Here is a 23,832-nt window from a genome sequence, read left to right on the forward strand (position 1 = left end):
CGACGTTCGAGCCAATGCAGCGCAATGAAATCTCTCGAAGCAGCTGATCTGCCAAGGAGCATGACGATTGGCATTGACGACCAGGGCGGCTCTGAATCGATCAAAGCGTCCGGTTTTGCGGCGTCTTTGCCGGCAAGCGCTTCTTCCGCGATGAGCACCGCGCCAGCGCCGATTGCGATCTCGCGGCGAAGCGATTCGATATCAGCGCAGACATGGGGACGAAGACCGCTGCGCAAGAGCGTTTGCTCTGCAAGGGCGGCGTCGCGCCCCTGCGGCGTGAGAATGAGGATGCGAAAGTCCGTGGCGTCGTGACTGTCGTGGGCAGCGACGGCAACTGGATTCATTCAAGCCCCCGTGTCCCCGGTGCGCTGCTATAAACCGGCGTGCCTGTGAGCACTCCAGTAAAGCCGGTCAAGGGTTCGCTCACTCGGACGCCGCCCGGTTGCAGAATGAACTCACGGATGGTGTGCTCGTGCTTCCCACTACGCTTCTTGACCACGGACAGCGCCTTTCGGATCGTCCCTTCCGTTTCAAAATAGCGCAGCAAAAAGACATTGTCGGCCAGAAAGCTCAAATCGATCGGCGCGGTCATCTCGGGACCGAGTATGCCGTGCTGGGTTAAGGTCAGGAGCGTCACAACCTGTCGGCGGTTTAAGTAGGAGACGAGCTCACGGATGTGCAGAAGAACCGTGGGCTCCTCCATTGCCGACTGAAGGTAGCCGTTCAAGGTGTCAATCACCACGACCTTGACATTCTCCTCCTCGACCTGCCGGACAAGAAGATGGGCAATTTGGCCAGCGCTAAGCTCCGCCGGGTCCAAATGGTCTATGTAAAGCCGTCCCGCGTCCCGCGCCCCCGCCAAGTCGAGCCCCAGACCGTGGCTCCGGGTCAAATGAGTCTCGACGCTCTCGTCGAAGAGGAGAAGAGAACTCTTTTCGGCGTGCGTGGCGGCTGCAAACGCGTAGAGCGTCGTGATCGTTGACTTGCCGATGCCCGCAGGTCCGACAACGAGGGTGCTGGAGCCACGTGGAAGCCCGCCGCCGGTGAGGGCGTCGATCTGCCCAATTCCACACTGCAGGGGTTCAGTGCTGGCCAAGCTCACATAGCTCTGGGCGATGAGGCGCGGGTAGACGACAATCCCGCCCGTTGCGATGACGAAATCATGCGCGCCGCTGAGATATCTGCAGCCGCGCATCTTCCTCACACGCAGCCGTCTTCGGTCCGCGCCATAAGTATAATCCGCCTGATGCAGTTCAATTATTCCATCGGCGAGGGTCTGGCTGCGCAGGTCCTTCTCGGTCATGGAGGCTTCGTCCAGCATCACGGTCGTACACGCGCGTGCGGCCATAAAGTCGCGAATACGCTTCAGTTGCCGGCGATAAAAGGCCGGCGTCGGCGCCAAAACCCGAAGGCTCGAAATTGTGTCGAGGACGAGCAGAGTCGGCCGTAGCCGCTCGACCTCAGCGAAAAGATGCGAAAGCGTCTCTCCGACCTCTACCTCGGCCTCCGGAAAGAGCGTGTAATCAGAGGCGGCGTCCGCTTCGCGGGCGTCGTCCGCTAAGTGAGTGGTTTGGACGCCGTCCAGGCTCCAACCGTGCGAAGCCGCGATTGATCCGAGTTGCTCAGGCGTCTCTGCATTCGATGCGAGCAGACAGGTCTCGCCACGCCTGAGCGCCTCGAGCAGGAATTGCAGCGCAATCGTGGTCTTTCCGCTACCCGGAGGCCCCTCGACCAGCAATAGCGCGCCTCGCGGAAGCCCGCCCTTCAGGACCTCGTCGAGACCAGGGACGCCGGAGCGAAACCGGGGCGTTTCCAGGATGGTAACAGACATTGCGGCGATCCAGGGTCTGTAGACGCGAAACAAACAGTAACGCCGATCGAGACTAAGCTGTTCCTTGCGCCGGGACCAGCCCTCAAACTCGAGCTCGGATTATCTAATAACGACAAACGCTTACGCTCTCTTCGACTTCGAACGGCGGGAAGGCCATTCTCCGCGCGACATCCCGTCGGCAGTCGGCGGGTGCGAGACAATCACAGCCGCATCTGCGAAATTCATAGCCGAACTGCCGACGTCCGCTTTCGTAGCCGGCGCTGCGTTACTGCAGCGTACTGCACAACCGCGAAACGCCGTCTGCGTCCACCTTCGCTTCGCACGGTCCAACGAAGGGGCGTCAAAACACATCAGACGAACGACAACTTCACTCCTTCTTCAAACGCCTCGCCAGGTCGAACGAATCTGAAGGGTCTGCGGAACAAAAAAGCAAAAGCCAAGTTTAGAGTAAAACGCTGCAATTAACCCGCGCGTTCGGCCAAAACTCCATTTACCTCACAGACGCGTCCCAAAGGCCGCTGCGCGACTTAATTAAGCCTCCTGGGGAGCCGAAAATGACGAATGGGCGAGCTGATATCGATTTTGTTGGAAGCGGCGGAGAGACCCACCAGACGGCCTCGGCGTCCATGGAACGACTGACAACCAATCACGGCGTTGCTATCTCTGATAATCAGAATTCGCTCCGAGCAGGGGGGAGAGGCCCGACGCTGCTAGAGGATTTCGCATTCCGTGAGAAGATCTTCCATTTCGACCACGAGCGTATTCCTGAACGGATCGTCCATGCCCGCGGCTCGGGCGCTCGTGGATATTTCGAACTCACGAAGTCGCTCGCGAATTATACCCGCGCGAAAGTTTTGACTGAAGTTGGGCAAAAGACCCAAGTGTTTGTGCGATTCTCGACCGTCGCCGGCGGAGCGGGCTCCGTCGACACCCCGCGCGACGTCAGGGGCTTCGCCGTCAAGTTCTACACGAAGGAAGGAAACTGGGATCTTGTTGGAAACAACATTCCCGTTTTTTTCATCCAGGATGCCATCAAATTTCCGGATCTCATTCACTCTGTAAAAATGGAGGCCGACAGAGGGTATCCGCAGGCGGCGTCCGCTCACGATACATTCTGGGATTTCATTAGTCTTTCGCCGGAAACCACTCATATGCTGCTGTGGGCAATGTCCGACCGCGCAATCCCACGATCGCTGCGCATGATCGAAGGGTTTGGCGTTCACACATTTCGTTTGACGCTGGACGGCGGCGAATCCCACTTCGTCAAATTTCATTGGCGGCCCAAGCTTGGATTGCAGTCGACCTGCTGGGATGAGGCGGTGAAGATTGCAGGCGCAGACCCGGATTTTCATCGCCGCGATTTGTATGAAGCGATCGCGAGCGGCAATTTCCCCGAGTGGGATCTCGGCGTGCAGATCTTCACTGAAGAGCAAGCTCTGCAGTTTCCTTTTGACGTGCTCGACGCGACAAAACTCGTGCCGGAAGAAATGGTTCCGGTCCAGGTGGTTGGACACTTGGTTTTGAATGAGAATCCGGACAATTTTTTCGCCGAAACAGAACAGGTGGCGTTTCTGCCATCAAACATGCCGCCCGGGATCGAAGCGTCCGAAGACCCATTGCTTCAAGGTCGCTTCTTTTCCTATCAGGATACGCAACTCTCGCGTCTGGGAAGCACGAATTTTCATCAGATCCCGGTCAATCGCCCAAAGGGGTGCCCGTTTCACAATATGCAGCGAGACGGCCACATGCAGACGATGGTTCCCATGGGCCGGGCCAACTATGAACCAAACAGCCTTGCAGAAGCGGGCGAACCGGGTGGGCCGCGTGAGACGCCGTCAGGATATCGGACACACCCTGTCCCGACCGAGGGCGTCAAGGCGCGGGTGCGTTCGGAGACTTTCGCCGACCATTACTCCCAGGCGCGGCTCTTTTACCGCTCACAGTCAAATGTCGAGCAGCAACACATTGCATCCGCAATCGTCTTTGAACTTTCGAAGGTTCAGATTCCCGCTATCAGAGGCCGGATCCTACAAAACCTGCTCAATGTCGATGTTACTCTCGTCGAGGGGGTATCGAGGGGGCTCGGCATAAAGGCCCCGACCGAACCCGCGCCGCGCGCCGCCGAAATCGTCGACATGACGCCGTCGCCGGCGTTGCGTCTGATTGATAAATATCCGCCGACGTTGGAGGGTCGCTGTATTGGAATCCTCGTTACGGACGGCGCAGACGGGAAGCTGCTGGAGGCGTTGATAAGCGCCGTCACAAAAGCCCGCGCGAGCGCTAAAATCGTCTCCTCGAGGATCGGTGGAGTGATGCTGAAGGACGGTTCGACCCTTCAAGCCGATGCGCAACTTCAGGGAAGCCCGTCGGCGATATTTGACGCTGTGGTCCTGCTCGTCGCCAAAGAAGGCGCTTCAGCGCTGCTCGCAGATCGCGCCGCTATTAATTTCGTGAGCGACGCCTATGCCCATTTGAAGGCGATTGCGGTCACGCCAGAAGCCAGGGCTATTCTGGACAAGGCCGACGTCAAGGCAGACGAGGGCGTCGTAGACGCCTCGAAGGCCGCCGCCTTCGTGAAGGCCGCAGCAAAACGCTACTATGCACGTGAAGCGACGATCCATGCTCCGTAATATATAATTGCTCGGCTCAGGCGTAAGGACCAACTATGAAAGCGTTCTACTGTCAGAATTGCGGACACACGGTCGTATTCGAGAATACAATCTGCATAAGTTGCGACCGCCATCTCGGGTACGATCCCACGCGCGATCGAATGGTGTCTGTCGAAGCCGACGGCGGGGGATGGCGCACCCATGATGCGGCTCCAGAGCGGTATCGCTTTTGCAAGAACTGGGAGATGCGCGGATGCAATTGGCTGATCGCGCTCGACTCCAAGGAAGAATTTTGCGAAGCGTGCCGCCACAATCGGACCATTCCAAATATATCAGATCCCGCCTCCGCTGTGGCGTGGCAGAAGATCGAGCTGGCGAAGCGGCGGCTTTTGTACAGCTTGATCAAGCTCGGACTCCCGCATCCGTCTGCGGCGGACGAAGATCCGGAGCCGCTTATCTTTGACTTCCTGGAGCCCGAACATTCCAGGCCAGTTTTCACGGGGCACGATTGCGGCGTTATTACAATCTCTCTCGCTGAAGCCGATGATGCAGCGAGGGAGAAGACGCGACAGGACATGGGCGAACCTTACCGAACGCTTCTGGGGCATTTCAGGCATGAGATCGGCCATTACTACTGGGACAGGCTGGTTCGGGACGACAACGCAATCCAGCAGTTCAGGAGCATGTTTGGCGACGAGCGCGTAGACTACGAAGCCTCCCTGAAACGACATTACGAGGCGGGCCCTCCAGCCGATTGGCAGGATCGCTACATCAGCGCCTATGCCTCTACCCATCCATGGGAGGACTTCGCAGAAACATTCGCGCACTATCTACATATTGTCGACACGCTCGAAACCGGAAGAGCCGCGGGCCTCACTCTGAGACGAGCAGATGGCAAGGCGGCCGCCGTTGCATTCGATCCCTATCGGTTTCCAAAAATGGCGGACATGCTCGACCATTGGCTCGATCTGGCCTTTGCGCTCAACAACATCGCGCGTGCGATGGGACAGGCGGATCTTTACCCCTTCGTTATTTCTCCGACCGTCTCCGAAAAGCTGGGCTTCGTACAGACCGTCATCCAGTCGAAGGCCGATGAATTGACCTCCCACGGCGAATCAATGCAGCCACACAGTATGATGGCTGTAGCGCCTAGGATGAACGCAGGATAGATAAGCCTGTAACAATCAGAATATCTAGTCGAACAGAGAAACGAGCGCGGCTAACTATAAATGGCGTGAGGTCGGCTTTCGCCATCGCAACTCGGACGCTGCGGTCTGACCTTAGCGTCAATAAGGGCGCAGAGCTCAATAACCTTCCGCGAGCGCTCCGCGATGCCTCGGATCGGCGGCGCCAGTCAGAAGACCATCCTTGCGAGCGATCGTATAAGCGGACCCGATCGCTTCGCGCACGACCACTCGGTGCCCAAAGGCCTCGAGGATACGGATGGTGTCTGGTGAAACGCCGCGTTCGATGCGCAATTCGTCGGGCTGCCACTGATGGTGGACGCGGGGCGCCTGCGCGGCCTCCGCAACGTTCAGACCGTGGTCGACGGTGTCCAGAATAATTTGAAGCACGATGGAAATGATGCGCGAGCCACCCGCGCCTCCTGTCACCAATTCCAGCATCCCGTCCTTGAAAACCATCGTTGGACTCATGGAGGAGAGCGGGCGCTTTGCGGGCGCAGGCGCGTTGGCGTCGCCGCCGAGCAATCCGTAATTGTTCGGAGCGCCCGGCTTCGCGGAAAAATCGTCGAGTTCGACATTCAGCAGGACGCCCGTCCCTTCAGCAACGAGCCCGGAGCCGTAGGGGAGGTTGAGGGTATAGGTATTTGCGACCGCGTTTCCATTTTCGTCGACGATCGAAAAATGAGTCGTCTGGTCGCTTTCGTAGCGCTCAGGGCGGCCAGGCGAGACCTCGATGGCGGGCCGGGCGTGATCGCTGACGATTTTTTTCCGCAAATCATCGGCGTAGATTTTCGAGATGAGGCTGCTTACGGGAATTTGCACAAAGTCGGGATCGCCCAGATAGAGGGAGCGGTCGGCGAAGGCGAGTTTCTCCGCCTCCGCCATCGCGTGGATGGTCGCCGCGGAATTGAAGCCCTGCGCCCCCAGCGGAAAGCCTTCGAGAATATTGGCGATCTCGATGATGTGCACGCCGCCGGAGGAAGGTGGCGGCATCGAGACGATCCCATGCCCTCGATAGTTTCCACGCACCGGCGCGCGCTCAACAGCATGGTAGCCCGCCAAATCCTCCAAAGTCATGCGCCCTCCCGCCTCCTGGACTGCGGCGACGATCTTCTCGGCCACCGGGCCGGTATAGAAGCCAGCGGCTCCACGGGACGCGATCGTCTCCAACGTCGCTACGAGGTCGTTGAGCGCAAGATGGTCGCCTGGGCGCGGCGCCGTTTTATCAGGCCTCAGATAGATCTTTGCGGAAGAAGGGTGGCGCGCGAGCGCCGCCGCGGCGAAGGGAAGCGAATCCGCGAGATCGTCATCGACCATCAGGCCTTGGCGCGCCAGAGCCGCCGCCGGGGCGATCAATTCGGCGAAGGTAAATCGGCCCGATCCATATTTGCGCCAAGCGAGCTCCAACCCGGCTACTGTCCCTGGCACGCCGATCGATAGGCCGCTGAAAAGTGACTTCATGCGGTCCGGTTGGCGTTTCTCGTTGAGAAACATGTCCTTTGTGGTCAGCGCCGGCGCCGTCTCGCGGTAATCGACGCAGGTTGTTGTCTTGCTCTCCGACAGATGAATCAACATAAACCCGCCGCCGCCGAGATTGCCGGCGCGCGGCAAGGTTACCGCAAGCGAAAATCCTATAGCGACCGCGGCGTCCACGGCGTTGCCTCCCTTCTTCAAAATGTCTATCCCAACCCGAGAAGCCGCCGCCTCCTGACTAACGACCATAGCGTGTCGTGACGTCACAGGCCGAGCGATCGCCAGATCAGACGCGATCGTTTGGCTTTGCGCCGAGACCTGAGAACTGAGTAGAAACATCGCAAAGATTGACAGCCATATCTTTTGCAGCTTGCGCACGTCTGCTTTTTGCGCATTCATTCAGCTCTCCCTCGTCCCGTCGCGACAAGACAAACATAGCTGGCCCAGTCAGACAATTGCTATGCGCGTCGTCGAAGCAGCCGCGCTTGCGCAATCGCGTCCGTCAAACTCTGAGACGACCCTTCGGTCAGCCGCTGCGACTCGAGAAAAGCGTTGTCGACCGTCGGCGGCGAGAAGCTCGGCTTTCCGGCCGGCTTCCGCTTCATTTGGCGACCCGAGTTCATAACGTTTCAAATTGAAACCAGAGCGCGTCAGCCTTATACTCGCGCTGGAATCGACTCCCCGGGGCCGGAGGAATTGCGCTTGGCTGAACACAGAAGCATAGGGGACGGTCATTTATCAGGGGAGCGGTTTTACGCTGACGGCCATCCGCTCGATGAAGTCCATTACATTGAAGCCAAGATCATCTTGAATGGGCTCCGCTTCACCTCGGTCCAGAGTTTCAAGGATTTTGCCAAGATCGTGCGCAAGGCGGCCAAACGCGCCGGCGTCGATTTCGAGACGGAGTCTTGCGAGGGCCTGCGTCCTCAAATTCGAGAGGTGCTGTTTCTCGACACCAAGGACTTCGCACTTTATAATAACTTCTTCATTCTGCGCCGCCGCACGTCATATGAAGACGGGTTTCCCGCGGGCGAACCGGAAATCGTCTTCAAGTTTCGGCATCCTGATCTCGACGCCGCGTCGGCGCTGGATGTGCGGCCGAGCATACAGGGAGCCTATCGCATCAAGTTCAAGGAAGAATGGCTGCCTCGAAAGGACCGTATTGGCGGTTCGCGTTCGCTATTCTCCCATAATGTCGAATTCAAATTGAATCCCTTGCATTTCGCTAACGATCTCACGTCGAGCGAGACGCTTGCCGAGGTCTTTCCCGCCCTTCAGCCGTTGCTCAGTCGCACGAGACGACACTTGCAACTCGTCAATCACACGGCGGTCGAGGAGGTGCTGCAACAGCTCGGCTCCCTGGATTTTGGCAAGGGATTCGAGGCGGCGAGCAATGTCTCTGTATGGCGCGCACGGGGAGACCATCGCCAACTCGTGGGTGAATTTTCTTTTCAGAGCAAGTTCCAGCGGCGGGAGGATTTGAGCGCCAAGGCGCTCGAAAAATGCGCCGCGTTTTTTGCTTTGCTGCAACACGAGGCGCAGGACTGGGTCAGCCTTGGCGTCACCAAAACAGCCGCGGTATACCGGCTCAAAGGTAATCCTCCGCAAAGCCATGAGTAATGAATTGCATCCCGAGACAGAGGTGTCGCTCGGAAGGATTTTTCTGGCGTTCTTGACGATCGGCGCAACCAGTTTCGGCGGCGGCGTGGTTGGCTATCTGCGCTCGAGTCTGGTCGGATCGCTCAAATGGGTCGACGACGAGACTTTCGTCGAACTGCTCTCCATCAGCCAGTGCCTTCCCGGCCTCAACGCCTCCAATATGGCCATTCTCGTCGGCGACCGGTTGCGCGGCGGCCCCGGGGCCCTTTGCGCGCTTATTGGAATCTGTCTGCCCGGCGGTCTCATTATGGCGGCTGCGGCCGCAGCGTATCATGCAACGCATCGGGACTACCCCATCGTCACGGCGGTGCTTCATGGGGTGTCGGCGGCGGCCGTCGGCATGGTGCTCTACGTGGCTATCCAACTCGGCGCCAAGACCATCCGTCGCCCGTCTGAAATCTTCTTTGCCGCCGTCGCCCTTTTCATTGTTGCGGGGCTTCACCAATCCGTCCTGCTGGCGCTGGTTGCGGTCGGTGCGGTGGCGACAATCTGCTATCGTCCTAGGCGTGATCCATGAAAGAGATGATCGGTTTGGTGGGCGTTTCCGCTTATCTGTCGCTGCTCACGGTCGGCGGCGGCATGGCGGCCTTCCCGGAAATGAAGGACCTTACTGTTCGAGTCTTTCATTGGCTGACGGATTCGGAGCTCGTGCATCTTTACAGCCTCGGCCAAATGGCTCCGGGTCCCAATATGATGATGATCGCCGCCATCGGCGAGTGGGTCGCCGGACCGAGCGGCGCGTTGCTTGTAACCATTGCTTTTTTCCTTCCGGCCGGAATGTTGACGTGGTGGGTTGGCCGACTCTGGACGAATCTCGCCGACTGGCCCTGGCGCGCCTCGATCCAGCGCGCGCTTGGCGCGGTGTCGATTGGTCTGCTGCTCGCCGGCGTCATCAGCATTGCGAAGGCGGCGGTCGCGGGATGGACTGGCGGCGCGATCGCCGCCGCCGTGTTCGCCGTTTTAATGCTCACGCATATGAATCCCTTGCCGCTCATGTTGCTGGCGGCGGGGGCGGGCGTCTTTCTTTTTCGTTAGGGCGGCGCCCCCGAAGTCTTGAAGGAAACGGCTCCGGCCATCTCCTGTCTGGCGCACAAAATGCTTCCCTGCGCTTGGTGTCAAACAAAGTCGGGAAGCGGACATGTCCGAGGCGCAAACATCAACTAATGGTTACTTTATCGACTGGGACGGCAAGCTTCGCCCGATTGACCGGCCCGGCAAAGGCCTGCGTTGTGAAGTGGATCTCAAAGCGAAATATGTAATGGTTTTCAATAAATATGGCGGCCTGGACCACGAATCCACCTGGTACCCGGACGAGGCCGCCGTTGCGAAGGCCGGCATCAAGATTGCTTACGCGGACCTCGAGGCGCCGATTCGCATTTCCTCGATCAGCTGAGGGATCGCCCGTCACGCGGCGCGCTTGGCCAGCAGCCGGCTGTTCGCCGCGATAGAGAATTCCCGCCAAGCGGCCGCGATGTCGCGCAACGTGGTCGAGACATATTCTTTCGACGGCCTGTGCTCGAGCGGAAAATTCGAAAGCGCACAGGACGTCTGGTTGAAGTCGATCGCCGCGTCCAGCAGGGCCTGGATGGCGCCGTCGAATGCGGCCTGCACTTGCGGCGTGAGATCGCAGCGTCCGCGTTCGACTGCGACGTCGGTGAGATCGAAAGGCAAGTCTTCGATCACCGCCAGCGCCTCGGCGAACAGGGCCTCCATCGCGCCGAGCATCGCCCGCTGCGTGAGTTGCTCCCTTTGTCCACGTGACAGAGCGTCTTTCAGTCTTTCCCGATAGCTCGCGAAAGTCGCCGTGCGCTTCGAAGCGACCCATTGCGCAAAGCGCTCGAGCGAGCGCTGGTTGACGTCAAGGGAGTCATGCGACGCGCGTCGCGTTTCGGCGCGTCGAGCGGGCGCCAGTTGCCCTTCGATGCGCCGGGCGGCGTTGAGGGCGCCCTCGACATAGCCGCCCCCGTCGCGCGCCGTCTCCGTCCCGCCGATATAGAGCTTGCCGTCCCAGAGCGGCGCGCCAAGGAGCGGCGCGCCATAGTCGGGATGCGCGCCCGACCCGGCCCGGTCCTCTTCCGAACAGGTGAAGGGCTCCCGCGCCCAATCCAAGAGATGCAGCTCCCCATTTTCGAGCGCCTTGCCGAAGAGCTGGACGAATTGGCTGGCCGCGAGCATCGGAAGGCCCTTGCGAAACCGCTCGCGCGCGTTGGGCGGCAGTGCGAAAAAGCCGCCGAGCGCGGCCCTCTCGCCTGAAGCGTCGCAGGCGTCGAAAACTTCGCCGAGCACGGCCTGCCCGTGAGGCACGAAGGCGTTTCCGGAAAGTCCGCGCGCGCGCCAGGCCGGCGGGTCGGAAAAGCCGATGACCGCTTTGGCTTGCGCCGCCATCCAGGTGGGCGTGTCTCGCATTGTCGCCGTAAGGTCGGCGGGCAGGGGCGGGGCAAAGTGTATCCGTTCGACCATAAGGCGCGGCGGGAGGGCGAGAACGACCTTGCGGGCGCATGTGATCACCGTCTCGCCGCGGCGATCGAACCGGAGTTCGACATATTCGTGACAATTGCGCGCCTGCAACAGAACATGTTGGAGATGCGCCTTCGCGCCGGGAACCTCGGCGGCCAAACGCTCGACGAGCGCCGCCATGCCGCCGTGCAACCGGCGAGCCCCGCCGTGCAGGCGAGGCGAAAATTGGACGGCTGGGGGCGCTTCCGCATCGCTCATCAGCAAGACGTCGCCGGGGTCGTGCTGATCGAGAGCCTTGAGGCCGAGCTCGCCAATGAGCGCGACCATTGCCGGCTGGCTGTCCGGCCAAAACCAGGTCGGCCCAAGATCGAGCTTTTGTCCGCTTGGCGGGTTTTCTACAGAAAAAGCGCGGCCGCCCAACCTGTCGCGCGCCTCGAACAGCGCGACGGCGGCGCCTGCCTTTGCAAGGCGCCGGGCGAGCGCGAGGCCGCAAATCCCAGCGCCCACTATTGCGACATCGAGCACTGCGCGCTCCGCTTCGTTTCCTTGGGACGCGTGACGCAAGGCGCGTGCCGCCACGCGTGTATTACTAAAGCGTGCGAGAGCGTGGCGCTTCACGAGGCGCGCGTTTGCCTGGCGCGGCTTCAGCAGCGGCCAACGATCCAAAGCGGCCGGCGGCCGGTCGGGGCGGCGTCTCCTCTTGTCCTTCTGTTCGGCCGTTTGCCTGAGCAGCCCGCTACTCTATCTCTTGTTTGAACGTCTTGACCGAAACAAGTCGCACGGCGCAGAGGCCAGCTTTGCTGGGCGCAAGCGCCCGGGGAATGCGCCAGCGCTACGGACGAGGCGAGGATGTCGCGCAACGGCCAGTTGCGCCCGCTGTGGAGCGGCGCGAGCGAAAGCCAAACATTGGGCGAAACAGGAGCATGATGCAGGGACTGACGACCCTCGAGGCGCGCGCGCGCCTCGCCGAATTCGGCCCGAACACACTGCCAGAAGCGCGACCGCCCTCCTTCGCAGCGGTTTTCCTCAGACAGTTTCTCAGTCCGCTGATTTACATTCTCGTCGCCGCGGCCGCCGTTGCGATGACGATCGGCGACGCAAAAGACGCCGCTTTCATCGGCGTCGTATTGATCGTCAACGGGATTATCGGCGCGGTTCAGGAATATTCGGCGGGTCAGGCGGCGGCCGCGCTGCGCCAGAAGGATCAGCCCCATGCGCTCGTGTTGCGCGACGGCGTCCAGCAGGAAATTGACGCGCGCGATCTCGTGCCGAGCGACATCGTCTTCCTCGAGGCCGGACGCCGCGTGCCTGCGGACATGCGCCTCATCGAGACGGTTGATCTGCGCTGCGATGAATCGCTGCTCACAGGCGAATCTCTCCCAGTGAAAAAGCGCGCCGCGGCCGACGTGAAGCCGGCGCCGCGCGACGGGATGGCCTTCGCCGGGTCGATGGTCATCCGTGGGCGCGGCGTCGGCGAAGCGACAGCGACGGGTCGCGCGACGGAGGTTGGCAAAATCGCCGGAGAGCTCATCAAGCCGTCTGCGTCTCAGCCGCCGCTGATCATCCGAATGGAGCGCTTCTCCAAGCTCATCGCGATTCTGGTCGCCGTCGCCGTCGCGATTCTGATGATTGTCGGTTATTTGCGCCACATCGGCCTCGTGGACCTTTTCATGATGGCGGTCGGACTCGCCGTCTCGGCCATTCCGGAAGGACTTCCGGTCGCGATCGCCGTGGCGCTGGCGATCGGCATGCGGCGCATGGCCAAAGCCAATGTGATCGTGCGGAAGATGGCGGCGGTCGAGTCGCTCGGCTCCTGCACCCTCATCGCCACCGACAAGACCGGCACGCTCACCCGCAATGAGCTCACCGTCACCGAAATCGTCTTGGCCGACGGATCGGCTCTCTCCCTTCAGCCGGACGAGGGCGTCGAATCCTATTGCTTCCGCGGCGTAGCGCCCAATGAACAGGCCGATCTCCTGCTCGCGGCGCTGCTGCGTGCGGCGGCGCTCCCCAATGAAGCAGAGATCCGGCGCGAGAGGGAAGAGGTTCGGGGCGTAGGCGACACCGTCGACGTCGCCCTGCTCGTCGCCGCGCACCGAAGCGGCGTCGGGCATGAGGAGCTCAGAGCGCGCTATCCGCTGGTGAAGCGCATCCCCTACGAGCCAGACCTCAAATATGCGGCGTCCTTCCATCTCCACGAAGAGAAGGACGCCGTGCGCGTCTTCGTGAAGGGCGCCCCCGAGACGTTGATCGCCATGGCCGGCCGGATGGATGTCGGCGGCGCGCTGGCGCCAATCGACCGCGACGCCCTCTCTCGACAGAAGGACGCGCTTTCGGCCAGAGGGCTGCGCGTTCTGGCCTTCGCCGAGGGCGAAATCGCGCCGGAGCCGGACCATGGCTATGGCCCGCGCCATCTCGAAAATCTCGTGTTTCTCGGCCTCGTCGGCATGCATGATCCGCTGCGGCCGGACGTGCGGCGCGCCATCGGCGCGTGTCATGACGCCGGCGTCGTTGTGACGATGGTGACCGGCGACGCCCCCGGCACGGCCGCGGCCATCGCCAAAGAGGCGGGCATGGCTTTTTCCCCGGACCAGATCGTGACGGGCGACGCGGTGAAGCGCGCAGAGGAAGCGGGAGAAAGCGCACTCGACGCGTTGACCCGCCGCGCGCGGATCTACGCCCGCGTCGAGCCGATCCAGAAGCTCGCAATCGTCCTGTCGCTGACGCGCAACGGCCATTTCGTCGCCGTCACGGGCGATGGGGTGAATGACGCGCCGGCGCTCAAACATGCGCATGTCGGCGTCGCAATGGGCAAGCAGGGGACGGACGTCGCAAAGGAAAGCGCCGACATCATCATCGCCGACGATAATTTCGCATCGATCGTGCGCGGCGTTTTCGAAGGCCGCGTCGCCTACGCCAATATCCGCAAGGTCATCTTCCTTCTGGTTTCGACCGGCGCAGCCGAGCTGCTTCTCTTCCTGCTCGCGATCCCGGCCGGCATGCCCATGCCCCTGTTGCCCGTGCAATTGCTGTGGCTCAACCTCGTCACCAATGGCGTTCAGCATGTCGCGCTGGCCGCCGAAAAGCCGGAGGGCGACGAGCTGACCTATCCGCCGCGCAAGCCGGAGGAGCCGATCTTCGACCGGGTGATGATCACGCGCAACGCCTATTCGGCGCTCGTCATGGCCGGAGTCGGCTTCGGCCTGTTTTACTGGCTGATCGCTCAGGGCGCCGACGCCGATCACGCGCGGAACCTGCTGCTTCTGCTTTTCGTCATCTTTGAAAACTTCCAGGCGCTGAATGCGCGTTCGGAACGTCATTCGCTCTTCCACAGGGGGCTTTTCTCCAGTCCGCTGTTGGTTGCGAGCGTCTTCGGCGCGCAGGCGCTTCATCTAGCGGCGTCGCATGTCCCCGGCCTCGCCGATACGCTGCGAATCTGGCCGCCGACGGTCGCGGAATGGGGCGCGTTGCTCGCCGCGGGCTCGTCGCTCCTCCTCGTGATGGAGCTGGAAAAATGGTGGACGGAGCGTCACAAGCGGCCGAAGTCGCGGCGAGGGCCTGCGGCTGTGACCGTCGCGTCCGCCCGCCTTGGCCGCTACGCGGCCGTCGCGGCGAGCGCCGCGCTTTTCGTGACGGCGGTCGTGGGCGGAGCGCTTTATTGGCGAACGATTCGGCAAGGCGCGCCTCATGAATTTGCGACGGTCGAGCGCGGCGAGATCGTCGGCGTTGCCGAAGTGGCGGGCGTCGTCGTTTCCGCGCCGCCGGCCGAGGCGGCTGCGCCTGTCGCCGGGAAGATCGAGGCTGTCGCCTGCAACAACGGCGAGCGCGTCGAAGCGGGGCGGGTCTGCGCCAGGATCATTCCGCCTGACCGCCAAGCCGAAATCGACCGCGCGCGCAGGGCCCTCTCTGTCGCGCAGGCGGCGCAGCGCAAGAGCGCCACCGCGGTCGACCGTGCGGCGAGGGCGCGCCCCAGCGCCGCGATTGCTCGCGCAAAGGCCCGTCTGGCGCAAGCGCAGACCGTGACGGTCCAGCGCGAAGCGGCGTTGCGCGCGGCGCAGGAGAAGGGCGCGCCGGTCATCGCGCCGATCGGCGGGACCATTGGCGAGAGCCGCCTGGAGACCCGCCGCGCAACGCATGTGGGCGAGCGGCTTTTTCAGGTCACGCCAGCGGAAAGAACCTTGCGCATTGAAGCTGTCGCCCCCGACGCGGGCGCGCCGCCGCCGCTCGGCGCCCCGGCGACGGTGAGTTTTACTAGGGATCCGTCGCAGCGCGTTAAAGGCGAGGTGCTCGCAACCCTTCAAGGAAAGGACGGCCCGAGGATCGTCATTGAGACCCGGACCCTCCCTTCCAGTGCGCAACCCGGCGCGACGGCGTTGCTGCACATAGAGCTTGACCGCAGAAAAGATGTCCTGCGCGTTCCGCGCCATGCCCTGCAATACGCGCCCGCAGGCAGCGCGTCGCTGGAGCCGCCGCCCGCCGGATGGGCGCGTGTGTGGGCGTGGCGCAACGGGGTCGCGGTTCCGGTCGTCATCCAGCCGGGCCTCGATGACGGCGTATTTGTCGAGATCAAGGCCGGGGCGATCGACGCGGGCGATCAGGTGGTCGTCAACGGGGGCGGGCTGGCGTCTCAGACACTTTGACGCGCCTTTCAAAATGCTCTGGGACCCAGGTCGGACCGGAGAACGGCGCGAAGGCGGTCGGGACATCACCGTTCAAAGTTTACACCTCTGTTCAGCCATTGCTTTTCCATCGGCCTATGTCCTCGACATGAAACCTGCCGTCGTGCTTCCTTGTGGCCCGGGGAATGGATACGGGGCCGACGTCATGCTGCAAGTTTTCTGTTCGCCTTCCAGATATGTTCAAGGTCGGAACGCTACGCGATCCTTGGCGGCGGAGCTTCAGCGACTGGGCGTTTCGGGCATGGCGCTGATCATTGCAAGCCGAACTGCTCGGCGCATTGCCGAAGCAGCCTGGGCGGAGACCTTTCCTTCCGCAGGGCTGCAATTCACCGTTCTGGATTTTGCCGGCGAATGTAGCTTTCCGGAGATCTTGCGCGGAAAGGAAGCCGCGCGGCGGGCGTCGGCCTCGGTGATCATCGGCGCTGGGGGCGGCAAGACCTTGGATACGGCGCGGGCGGTCGCCTCGGAACTCAATCTGCCGGTCGCCTGTTGCCCGACGACCGCGTCGAGCGACGCGCCCTGCAGCGCGCTTTCCGTTGTTTATACGGAAGACGGCGTGTTCGAGCGATGCCTCTATTACAAGCGAAACCCCGATCTCGTCCTCGTCGATAGCGCCGTCATTGCGCGCGCGCCGGTGCGGCAACTGATCTCGGGCATGGGCGACGCGCTCGCGACATATTTTGAGGCGGAGGCGTCAATGCGCGCCCATCGAAAGAATGTGGTCGGCGGCGTGAGCACATTGGCCGCGGGCGCAATCGCCGAACTCTGTTACAAGACGCTCCTGAACGACGGGACATCGGCCGTGGCTGCGGCGCGTGTGGGGGCGATCACGCCCGCGCTCGAGCGCATCAGAGAAGCAAACACCCTTCTCTCCGGCGTCGGCTTCGAGTCGGGCGGCCTGGCCGTCGCCCCTTCCGTTCACAATGGATTGACCGCCGCTCGCGAAACGCATGATCGCCTGCATGGCGAAAAGGTCGCATTCGGAACGCTCGTTCAGCTTGTTCTGGAAGGAAAGCACAGTTCGGTCATGGAGGAGGTCATGGGCTTCTGCCTGTCTGTCGGCTTGCCAGTGACGCTCGCCGAGCTTGGTCTCGACAGGTTGACGAAGGAAAAGGCGCGCGCCATTGCGGAACGCGCCATCGCTCCCGGAGAGAGCGCGCATAACGAGCCTTTCGAAGTCACCGCCGAGGCTGTCATGGATGCGCTCTACGCTGCGGATTCCGCAGGCGTGGCGTTCAAGTCGCGCGTTTGACGGCGCGCCAAACGCATGACCGCAGAAAGCGGGCCGCATGCGGGCGTCGAAATGATTCACGCGCGCCGAAGGGACCTCGCCCGCCTGGACCGCGGCGGCGCCCTGGCCTAAGCTGCAAAGCAAAATTCTCCCTGGCTATCCAGCTCAGAGACTCGCGCATATGGCAGACGCCGCTCGCCCCTTGCTCGCCTTACTTTGCTTTCTGCTTATCGCCTACGCTCTCAGCGACAATCGACGCAAGATTCCCTGGCGGGTCGTTTTTGCAGGACTGGCCCTCTCAATCGGCCTCGCGGTTGTCCTGAGCGGCTTTTCGCCTGTAAAGAGAATTTTGCTGTTCATGAGCGAGTCCGCCCATGCGCTGCAGACGGCGACCGACGCCGGGTCGAGCTTTGTGTTCGGCTATCTCGGAGGCGGCGAAACGCCCTTCGCCGTGCAGAAGCCGAGCGCCAGTTTTATCCTCGCCTTCCGGGCCCTGCCGATGGTGCTCACGATTTCTGCCTTGGCGTCCCTGTTTTTTTACTGGGGTGTCCTGCAGCGCGTCGCCGGCGCGCTCGCCTGGCTGTTGCGACGTTCGATGGGCTTGAACGGACCTTTGGCGCTGGGCGCGGCCGTCCATGTTTTTGTGGGCATGATCGAGGCGCCGCTCTTAATTCGCCCCTATCTTGCGCAGATGCAGCGGGGCGAGCTTTTTGCCTTGATGAGCTGCGGCATGGCTGGCGTCGCCGGCACGGTCATGGTGATCTATGCGGGCTTTCTCGCGCCCTTCATTCCGGACGCCCTGGGCCATATTCTCATCGCGTCCGTCATCGCTACGCCAGCCGCGATCTCCATCGCCGCCATCATGTCGCCGTGGCGGCTGGACGAAGATGCAGACGATGCTTCGTTGATGGTCGATCATCCGCCCGCGGGGCCCTTTGACGCGATCATCAGAGGGGTCGCGGAGGGCGTCGGCCCGCTCGTCGGCATTGTCAGCGTCCTGTTGACGACAATCGCTCTGGTGACGCTCGTCAACATTGCGCTCGCGCAATTGCCGCCTCTGGGCGGTCGGGTCGTGAGTCTCCAGTGGATTTTCGCCTGGCCGTTTCGGCCTGTCGCATGGCTCATCGGCGTGCCTTGGGAAGAAACCCCCGTCGCCGCGTCGTTGATGGCGACGAAGACGGTCGTGAATGAATTTGTCGCCTATCGCGCAATGAGCGAGTTGAGCGTCGACGCGCTTTCCCCGAAAAGCCGCTTGCTGCTCACCTATGCGCTATGCGGTTTCGCAAATTTCGGCAGTATGGGCATTCTCGTGGGCGGCCTCAACGCCATGTTGCCAGAACGGCGCGCCGAAATCGCGCGTCTCGGCCTGCGGTCGATCCTGTCTGGAACGATGGCCACCTGTACGAGCGCGACCGTCGCGGGCGCGCTTTACGATCTTACTTCCATATCTGCGGCGGCTTCGGGTTCATAACATTTTTGGAGAAGGCCAATGTTTGGGGACAAAATTTTTCGATCAGCGATCATCGCCCCGGTTCTGGCTTGCGGGGGCTCAGGGCCAGCCTTTGCCGCAGATCCTCTGCCGGCCTATGGCGCGAGTATCTCTGAGACTTCAGTCTCCGGCATTTCATCCGGCGCCGCCATGGCGGTGCAGTTCCACGTCGCGCATTCCAGTACGGTGAAAGGAGCTGGCGTGATCGCCGGCGTCCCTTATGGCTGCGCCGAGAATAGCGCGACCCGAGCGACTCGAAATTGCATGAAGCCCGACGCCGACCATCCCGCCCCCGATCTGGCGCATCTCAAGGCGATGACGGACGGCCTCGTGCGTTCGCGCGCAGTGGACGACGTGGCCAACCTCAACAGTTCTCGCGTATGGCTGTTTTCTGGCCGGGCCGACAAGGTTGTCTTGACGCCGGTCATGGACGTCGTGCGGGACTATTACGCGCTCTACCTGCCGACCGCCGAGCAAATCGTCTACCGAAAAGACGTGGATGCGGGCCACGCGATGATCACCGAGGACTATGGAGACGCCTGCGACGTTACTGGCGAGCCTTTCATCGATGACTGCAACCTCGACGCCGCCGGGGCCATCCTCGCGCAGATTTACGGCAAGCTCAATCCGCGCAATGCGCAGGAAAGCGGCCGCTACATTCAGTTCGACCAGAAAGAATTTCTGCCCGACGGCGACGCGCGCGGACATAGTCTGAGCGATGCGGGCTACGCCTATGTCCCGACGGCCTGCGCTGAAGAATCCTGCCGCGTGCACGTCGCCTTCCATGGCTGCCGCCAGCAGGTGGACGCAATCGGCGACCGCTTTTACAAACACGCCGGCTATAACCGCTGGGCCGATACGAACCACATCATCGTGCTCTACCCTCAGACGATCAGCCGCTGGGGATGGGGATGGCCGTTCTATACTTTCAATTTCAGATGGAATCCAAACGCCTGCTGGGACTGGTGGGGTTATGACGGAGGCGAATACCACACGAAAAGCGGGACGCAGATTCAGGCGATCTGGGGGATGGTGGCGCGCTTGGCCGGGAAGGCCAACCGTTGAGGAGTCGGATAAGGCGATGACGGTTCGGTCGAGCTCGCTTTTGGGAGTTAGGGCAAGTTCATGAGCGATGACCGCCTTTTCTCTGCCGCGGCCGCGCGCAACCGCGGACCCATCCTGGACGTCCTGCGCGCGGTTCTGCCGGAACGAGGGCTCGTACTGGAGGTGGCGAGCGGCTCCGGCGAACATGCCGTGCACTTCGCCGCAGAGCTTGCAAAGCTGACATTCGCGCCGTCGGATCCCAGCGCAAAGGCTCGCAAGAGCATCCTGGCGTGGATCGCGTCGACGGGCGTTCGCAATGTGCAGGCCCCGCTCGCTCTCGATGCGGCGACGGCGCCCTGGCCAATCGATCGAGCCGACGCCGTCATCTGCATCAACATGGTCCATATTTCGCCGTGGGCGGCGACGGAAGGCCTCTTCAATCATGCGGGGGAGATTCTGCCCCCCGGCGCGCCGCTCTATCTTTATGGTCCCTACAAGCGGGGCGGCGCCCATACCGCCCCGAGCAACGCCGCATTCGACGCCGGGCTTCGCGCTCAGGACCCCTCTTGGGGCGTCCGTGATCTCGAAGCAATGGCCGATCTTGGTTGCCGGAGCGGCTTCGAAAAGCCCGAGATCGTAGAAATGCCGGCGAATAATCTCAGTCTGATATTCCGTCGGCGGTCGTCCTCGGGTCGATCGATGAAAGAAGGAGGAGACATGGACGACAAGTTGAAGAGGCCAGCATGATTCCGTGGGTCCTGCTCGACACGGCGCCGATACCGGGCGGCGAAGGCGCGCTGCGGCTCATGCGGCGGGGCGCAGAATTCTCGATCATGCTCGGCAATAACGAGCTGATGAACAGCCGCCTCAGTGGATCCGAGCAAGCGCTGGCAACGCTCACACATGAGAGACTCGGTTGCAGGCCGGAGCCGCGAATCCTCATCGGCGGGCTGGGGATGGGTTTTACTTTGCGCGCCATGCTTGCGGTCCTCGATGCAGAGGCGCGCGTCGTCGTCGCGGAGCTCGTTCCAGCGGTGGTGGCGTGGGCGCGCGGCCCAATGGTTGACCTGCACGGCGCGAGCCTGACCGATCCACGCGTCACGATTCATGAAACGGATGTGGCCCGGCTCATTCACGCGGCGCGCGCGTCCTATGACGCAATCCTGCTCGACGTCGATAATGGCCCCGAGGGGCTGTCGCGCGAAGCCAATGACGGTCTTTATCAGATGGCGGGACTGGCCGCAGCCCGCGTAGCTTTGCGCCCGGGCGGCGTCCTGGCCGTCTGGTCCTCCGGCCCCGACCGCAGCTTCACTCAGCGGCTTCACAGGGCCGGGTTCGGCGTCGAGGAAATCAAGGTGCGGGCCAACGCCAAGAGAGGCGGCGCCCGGCATGTCGTCTGGGTAGCGACGCGGACCGATCGTAAGCGCCCGCAGGGTTGACAGCCTTCGTCACAGCCGGGGTCTTTCCTTGCTTCGCCTTCGCGCTTCTCCTGGATTAAAGCTTCTCGCGATCGCGCGCCCCGGCTCCGAACCCGCAGGCGGGCGGCTGATGTTGCGGTCCTTGCGAAGAATGTGCTTTCATCCTTGCCGTCACGGCGCTCTTGCCGCAAGGACTGGTCCAGTTTGAGCGAAAGACAATAGAATTGCGATCCGGGCTCGAAATGGAAAATGTCGCAGGCGCGCTGCTTGCCCCCTTCGGCCGGCTGGTTCAGTTTGGTGATTCCCGTTCACTGGGAAATGGCATGAAAGTCACAATGCGAGATTCATTCCCGAATTTCGCTCCACGACCAAAGCGCCGGTGTGCCTCTTATGCGGGCGTCGCACTAACAGACAAGTTGCAGCTCAGGAGCATTGAGGCCCTCGTTCTAGGGGCCGGCCATCAGCGCGATGAGAGTTTCAACCGCTCGCTTTGAAGGCGTTGGCTTTCTTAAGAGCATCGTGTCCGGGTGCCGGGCCTGAACATCGGGCGGAAGAGCGAAGCCCGTGCTGACGACGACAGCAGCGCCGCGTTCCTTGAGAACGTCGAGCACGGGTCCGATATCCCCGTCCGGCAAATTGACATCGACAATCGCAGCCCTGCATTCGGGCGTATCAGACAACAGATCGAGCGCTTCCCGCACGGAAGACGCGGGCCCGACCGGCTTGCCGCTCCATTCCTCGATGGTCAGGCAAAGATCCATGGCGATCACAGCCTCGTCCTCAACAACGAGGACGAGCCGATCGGCGAGAGCATTGGCTGCGGGCATGCGGCAAATTCCTAACGGGGAAGGCGGTCGAGCAAGGCGGTGAGCGTCACCTGCACTCCGCCGGGGGGCCACTCTGTCCTCAACTCGCCGCCTAGTTGGCCTTTCGCGCTCAATTCCATCAGTTGGCTTCCAAAGCCTTTCTTCTCGGTTGATCTGGATATTGCCGGGCCGCCCTCCTCTCTCCAGCTCAAGCGCAGAATTTTTTCGTCGGCCTGTTCCCAGCGGATCGTAACGCGCCCTTGAGGCGCCGACAGCGCCCCATACTTCGAAGCGTTTGTCGCGAGCTCATGCAGAATGAGGCACAGGCTGGTGAGGGAGCTCGGTCCGACAAGGACGGGCGGCCCCGAGATCCTGGCCTGAGCGGGATCTCTTATATGCGGCTCAAGCACTGTGCTGACCACGCGGTCAATCGTCGTCTTTGCATCCGTCGCATCGCATTCCCTGTCCCAGGAAGGTGCGATGAGCTCATGGGCTCGAGCAAGCGCCATAAGACGGTCAATCAGCGTATCGGCAAATGCTCGCACATCGCCGGCGGATCGGGCGCCCATATTGACCATGCTTACTGCGACTGCAAAAAGATTTTTAACGCGGTGGTGGAGCTCGCGAATGAGCAAGAGGCGCGCTTTTTCGAGACGCACGCGCTCCTCAATGACGACTGCGGACGGCACCAGGTGAGTGATCACGCCTTCCGCGTTTCTCAGCGGCGCCAGCTGAAAATCGATGGTGAGAAGCGCTCCGCCTGCGATGCGAGCGTCCACATCGAACCGGCTCGTTTCTCCCTTAGCGGCGGCGATCGTCGCAGCCTTGATTCGCGCCTGGACCTTCGCGCAATAGCTCCACCAGTAAGTCTCCCAGAAATGCTTTCCCAAGACGTCACTGGATGAAAGCCCCGCAGCCTTGAGCGGAGCCTCGTTTGCGGCAATGAGGACGCCATCCAGCGTCATAAGGCCGACGAAGGCGAAGAGTTGATCGAGAACCTGGCGAAGCAGAGCCTCGCTCTCGGCTACAGCCTGTTCGGCCCGCTTTCGTTCCGTTATGTCGATCGACGTCCCGATCACGCCAACGACGCGGCCCGTCTCATCACGGAACGGACTCTTGCGCGTGAGAAGAACACGCGGGCCCCGTTCGTCGTACCCCGCCTGCTCCTCGACTTCCTGGGTCTGGCCAAGGTCAATCGCTCGTCGGTCGCTGTCGGCAATGCTCTTGGCCTGCGCCTCGCTGAACCACTGCGCCTGCTGCCCCGTCCTCCCCCCGTCCTGGGCGAGTAGACGGAAGACGGCTGCATTGGCGAGCTTGAGGCGTCCTGCCAGGTCTTTTACGTAGACAAGAGCCGGAACTTCATCGATCACGCTTTGGAGGGTGCGCGCGCTTTCCCGCGCTTTCGCCTCGGCGTTCTCCAGTTCCGTTATATCGGTGTTTGTGCCGAACCAGTGCAGAATTGAGCCGTCCGGCGCGCGATGCGGAACGGCGCGGGTAAGGAAAGGCCGCAACACGCCGTCGGCCCCCCGCAAGGGGAACGTCATCTCGAAGACCTGCCCCGTTGCGAGCGCCCTCCGCCATCTCTCCATGACGATCGGAAGTTCATCAGGATCGTGCACGGATTGCCAGCCCCAGCCCTCCATTTGGGCAGGCGCGGTTCCAGTATATTCGTACCATTTCTTATTATAATAGAAAATATAGCCCTGAGCGTCAGCCATCCAACAAAGGACAGGCAAGTGTTCAACCATAGCTACGAAATCGCCGGGCTCAGGCGACGCACGAGCTTGATCAGACCCCATGACGACCTCCGCCTCCCAGAGGACATCTAAGGCACGACAGGTGCCTCGGATAGAGGTTCCTCCGGTCTTGCAGAGATTAACTTTGGCCAAGTATAGTTTAAGCCCGGATAGGGCAGCGACGCGACGGGCTGGCGCCTTTTCTCCAAGGCAAAG

At 61.7% G+C, this 23,832-nt stretch carries 17 protein-coding genes; 12 read left to right on the plus strand and 5 right to left on the minus strand.

The annotated features are described in order from the left end of the window. Positions 1 to 340: 340 nt before the first annotated feature. Positions 341 to 1,864: an ATPase domain-containing protein gene (locus RVU70_RS10205; protein ID WP_363345880.1), complete on the minus strand. Its 1,524-nt coding sequence runs from the start codon at positions 1,862 to 1,864 to the stop codon at positions 341 to 343. Between the two features lie 521 nt (positions 1,865 to 2,385). On the opposite strand from RVU70_RS10205, the gene RVU70_RS10210 reads away from it, so the two are divergent. Beyond that, positions 2,386 to 4,461 (plus strand): catalase, encoded by a 2,076-nt coding sequence (locus RVU70_RS10210; protein WP_363345882.1) that lies wholly within the window; start codon positions 2,386 to 2,388, stop codon positions 4,459 to 4,461. A 35-nt stretch (positions 4,462 to 4,496) separates the two neighbouring features. Continuing rightward, entirely contained in the window at positions 4,497 to 5,609 is a 1,113-nt protein-coding gene (locus RVU70_RS10215; RefSeq protein ID WP_363345884.1) for a putative zinc-binding peptidase, read from the plus strand. A 135-nt stretch (positions 5,610 to 5,744) separates the two neighbouring features. On the opposite strand, the gene ggt is transcribed toward RVU70_RS10215, so the two are convergent. After that, positions 5,745 to 7,436 carry a gamma-glutamyltransferase gene (gene ggt, locus RVU70_RS10220; protein WP_405044882.1) on the minus strand — a complete coding sequence of 564 codons (1,692 nt, stop codon included), beginning with the start codon at positions 7,434 to 7,436 and terminating at the stop codon, positions 5,745 to 5,747. A gap of 213 nt (positions 7,437 to 7,649) precedes the next feature. On the opposite strand from ggt, the gene RVU70_RS10225 reads away from it, so the two are divergent. From RVU70_RS10225 to RVU70_RS10240, 4 genes are all read left to right on the plus strand, one after another. After that, positions 7,650 to 8,717: a hypothetical protein gene (locus RVU70_RS10225; RefSeq protein WP_363345888.1), complete on the plus strand. Its 1,068-nt coding sequence runs from the start codon at positions 7,650 to 7,652 to the stop codon at positions 8,715 to 8,717. After that, positions 8,710 to 9,273 (plus strand): chromate transporter, encoded by a 564-nt coding sequence (locus RVU70_RS10230; protein WP_363345890.1) that lies wholly within the window; start codon positions 8,710 to 8,712, stop codon positions 9,271 to 9,273. The genes RVU70_RS10225 and RVU70_RS10230 overlap by 8 nt, the downstream gene beginning before the upstream one ends. After that, positions 9,270 to 9,791 carry a chromate transporter gene (locus RVU70_RS10235; protein WP_363345892.1) on the plus strand — a complete coding sequence of 174 codons (522 nt, stop codon included), beginning with the start codon at positions 9,270 to 9,272 and terminating at the stop codon, positions 9,789 to 9,791. Before RVU70_RS10230 ends, RVU70_RS10235 begins: the two co-directional genes overlap by 4 nt. Positions 9,792 to 9,894: 103 nt before the next feature. Further along, positions 9,895 to 10,149 (plus strand): hypothetical protein, encoded by a 255-nt coding sequence (locus RVU70_RS10240; protein WP_363345894.1) that lies wholly within the window; start codon positions 9,895 to 9,897, stop codon positions 10,147 to 10,149. Positions 10,150 to 10,160: 11 nt separating this feature from the next. Here RVU70_RS10240 and RVU70_RS10245 read toward each other — a convergent pair whose 3' ends face one another. Next, positions 10,161 to 11,738, minus strand: a complete 1,578-nt coding sequence (locus tag RVU70_RS10245) for an FAD-dependent oxidoreductase (protein WP_363345896.1) — start codon at positions 11,736 to 11,738, stop codon at positions 10,161 to 10,163. Between the two features lie 398 nt (positions 11,739 to 12,136). Between RVU70_RS10245 and RVU70_RS10250 the strand changes: the two genes are divergently transcribed. From RVU70_RS10250 to RVU70_RS10275, 6 genes are all read left to right on the plus strand, one after another. Next, positions 12,137 to 15,853, plus strand: coding sequence for an HAD-IC family P-type ATPase (locus tag RVU70_RS10250; protein WP_405044792.1), 3,717 nt, complete (start codon positions 12,137 to 12,139; stop codon positions 15,851 to 15,853). A 184-nt stretch (positions 15,854 to 16,037) separates the two neighbouring features. Next, complete coding sequence (locus RVU70_RS10255; protein ID WP_363345898.1) at positions 16,038 to 17,144, plus strand: glycerol dehydrogenase; 1,107 nt, start codon at positions 16,038 to 16,040, stop codon at positions 17,142 to 17,144. 160 nt (positions 17,145 to 17,304) lie between these two features. Further along, positions 17,305 to 18,594, plus strand: a complete 1,290-nt coding sequence (locus RVU70_RS10260) for a nucleoside transporter C-terminal domain-containing protein (protein ID WP_363345900.1) — start codon at positions 17,305 to 17,307, stop codon at positions 18,592 to 18,594. Positions 18,595 to 18,612: 18 nt separating this feature from the next. After that, the gene (locus tag RVU70_RS10265) at positions 18,613 to 19,677 is read left to right on the plus strand and encodes a polyhydroxybutyrate depolymerase (protein WP_363345902.1); all 1,065 of its coding nucleotides are present in this window, start codon (positions 18,613 to 18,615) and stop codon (positions 19,675 to 19,677) included. A 60-nt stretch (positions 19,678 to 19,737) separates the two neighbouring features. Continuing rightward, positions 19,738 to 20,403, plus strand: a complete 666-nt coding sequence (locus RVU70_RS10270) for a DUF938 domain-containing protein (protein ID WP_363345904.1) — start codon at positions 19,738 to 19,740, stop codon at positions 20,401 to 20,403. Continuing rightward, entirely contained in the window at positions 20,400 to 21,095 is a 696-nt protein-coding gene (locus RVU70_RS10275) for a spermidine synthase (protein ID WP_363345906.1), read from the plus strand. The genes RVU70_RS10270 and RVU70_RS10275 overlap by 4 nt, the downstream gene beginning before the upstream one ends. A gap of 425 nt (positions 21,096 to 21,520) precedes the next feature. Here RVU70_RS10275 and RVU70_RS10280 read toward each other — a convergent pair whose 3' ends face one another. Beyond that, entirely contained in the window at positions 21,521 to 21,844 is a 324-nt protein-coding gene (locus RVU70_RS10280) for a response regulator (RefSeq protein WP_405044793.1), read from the minus strand. Positions 21,845 to 21,912: 68 nt separating this feature from the next. Continuing rightward, complete coding sequence (locus RVU70_RS10285; protein ID WP_363345908.1) at positions 21,913 to 23,769, minus strand: PAS domain-containing protein; 1,857 nt, start codon at positions 23,767 to 23,769, stop codon at positions 21,913 to 21,915. Between the last annotated feature and the right edge of the window lie 63 nt (positions 23,770 to 23,832).

The sequence above is a fragment of the Methylocystis echinoides genome (assembly GCF_040687965.1).
GTDB lineage: Bacteria > Pseudomonadota > Alphaproteobacteria > Rhizobiales > Beijerinckiaceae > Methylocystis > Methylocystis echinoides_A.

Excerpts from the sequence above, each read along its gene's own strand:
- RVU70_RS10210 (WP_363345882.1), top strand. The coding sequence starts at position 2,386 with ATGACGAATGGGCGAGCTGATATCGATTTTGTTGGAAGCGGCGGAGAG.
- RVU70_RS10215 (WP_363345884.1), top strand. The coding sequence starts at position 4,497 with ATGAAAGCGTTCTACTGTCAGAATTGCGGACACACGGTCGTATTCGAG.
- ggt (WP_405044882.1), bottom strand. The coding sequence starts at position 7,436 with ATGTTTCTACTCAGTTCTCAGGTCTCGGCGCAAAGCCAAACGATCGCG.
- RVU70_RS10230 (WP_363345890.1), top strand. The coding sequence starts at position 8,710 with ATGAGTAATGAATTGCATCCCGAGACAGAGGTGTCGCTCGGAAGGATT.
- RVU70_RS10235 (WP_363345892.1), top strand. The coding sequence starts at position 9,270 with ATGAAAGAGATGATCGGTTTGGTGGGCGTTTCCGCTTATCTGTCGCTG.
- RVU70_RS10240 (WP_363345894.1), top strand. The coding sequence starts at position 9,895 with ATGTCCGAGGCGCAAACATCAACTAATGGTTACTTTATCGACTGGGAC.
- RVU70_RS10250 (WP_405044792.1), top strand. The coding sequence starts at position 12,137 with ATGATGCAGGGACTGACGACCCTCGAGGCGCGCGCGCGCCTCGCCGAA.
- RVU70_RS10255 (WP_363345898.1), top strand. The coding sequence starts at position 16,038 with ATGCTGCAAGTTTTCTGTTCGCCTTCCAGATATGTTCAAGGTCGGAAC.
- RVU70_RS10260 (WP_363345900.1), top strand. The coding sequence starts at position 17,305 with ATGGCAGACGCCGCTCGCCCCTTGCTCGCCTTACTTTGCTTTCTGCTT.
- RVU70_RS10265 (WP_363345902.1), top strand. The coding sequence starts at position 18,613 with ATGTTTGGGGACAAAATTTTTCGATCAGCGATCATCGCCCCGGTTCTG.
- RVU70_RS10270 (WP_363345904.1), top strand. The coding sequence starts at position 19,738 with ATGAGCGATGACCGCCTTTTCTCTGCCGCGGCCGCGCGCAACCGCGGA.
- RVU70_RS10275 (WP_363345906.1), top strand. The coding sequence starts at position 20,400 with ATGATTCCGTGGGTCCTGCTCGACACGGCGCCGATACCGGGCGGCGAA.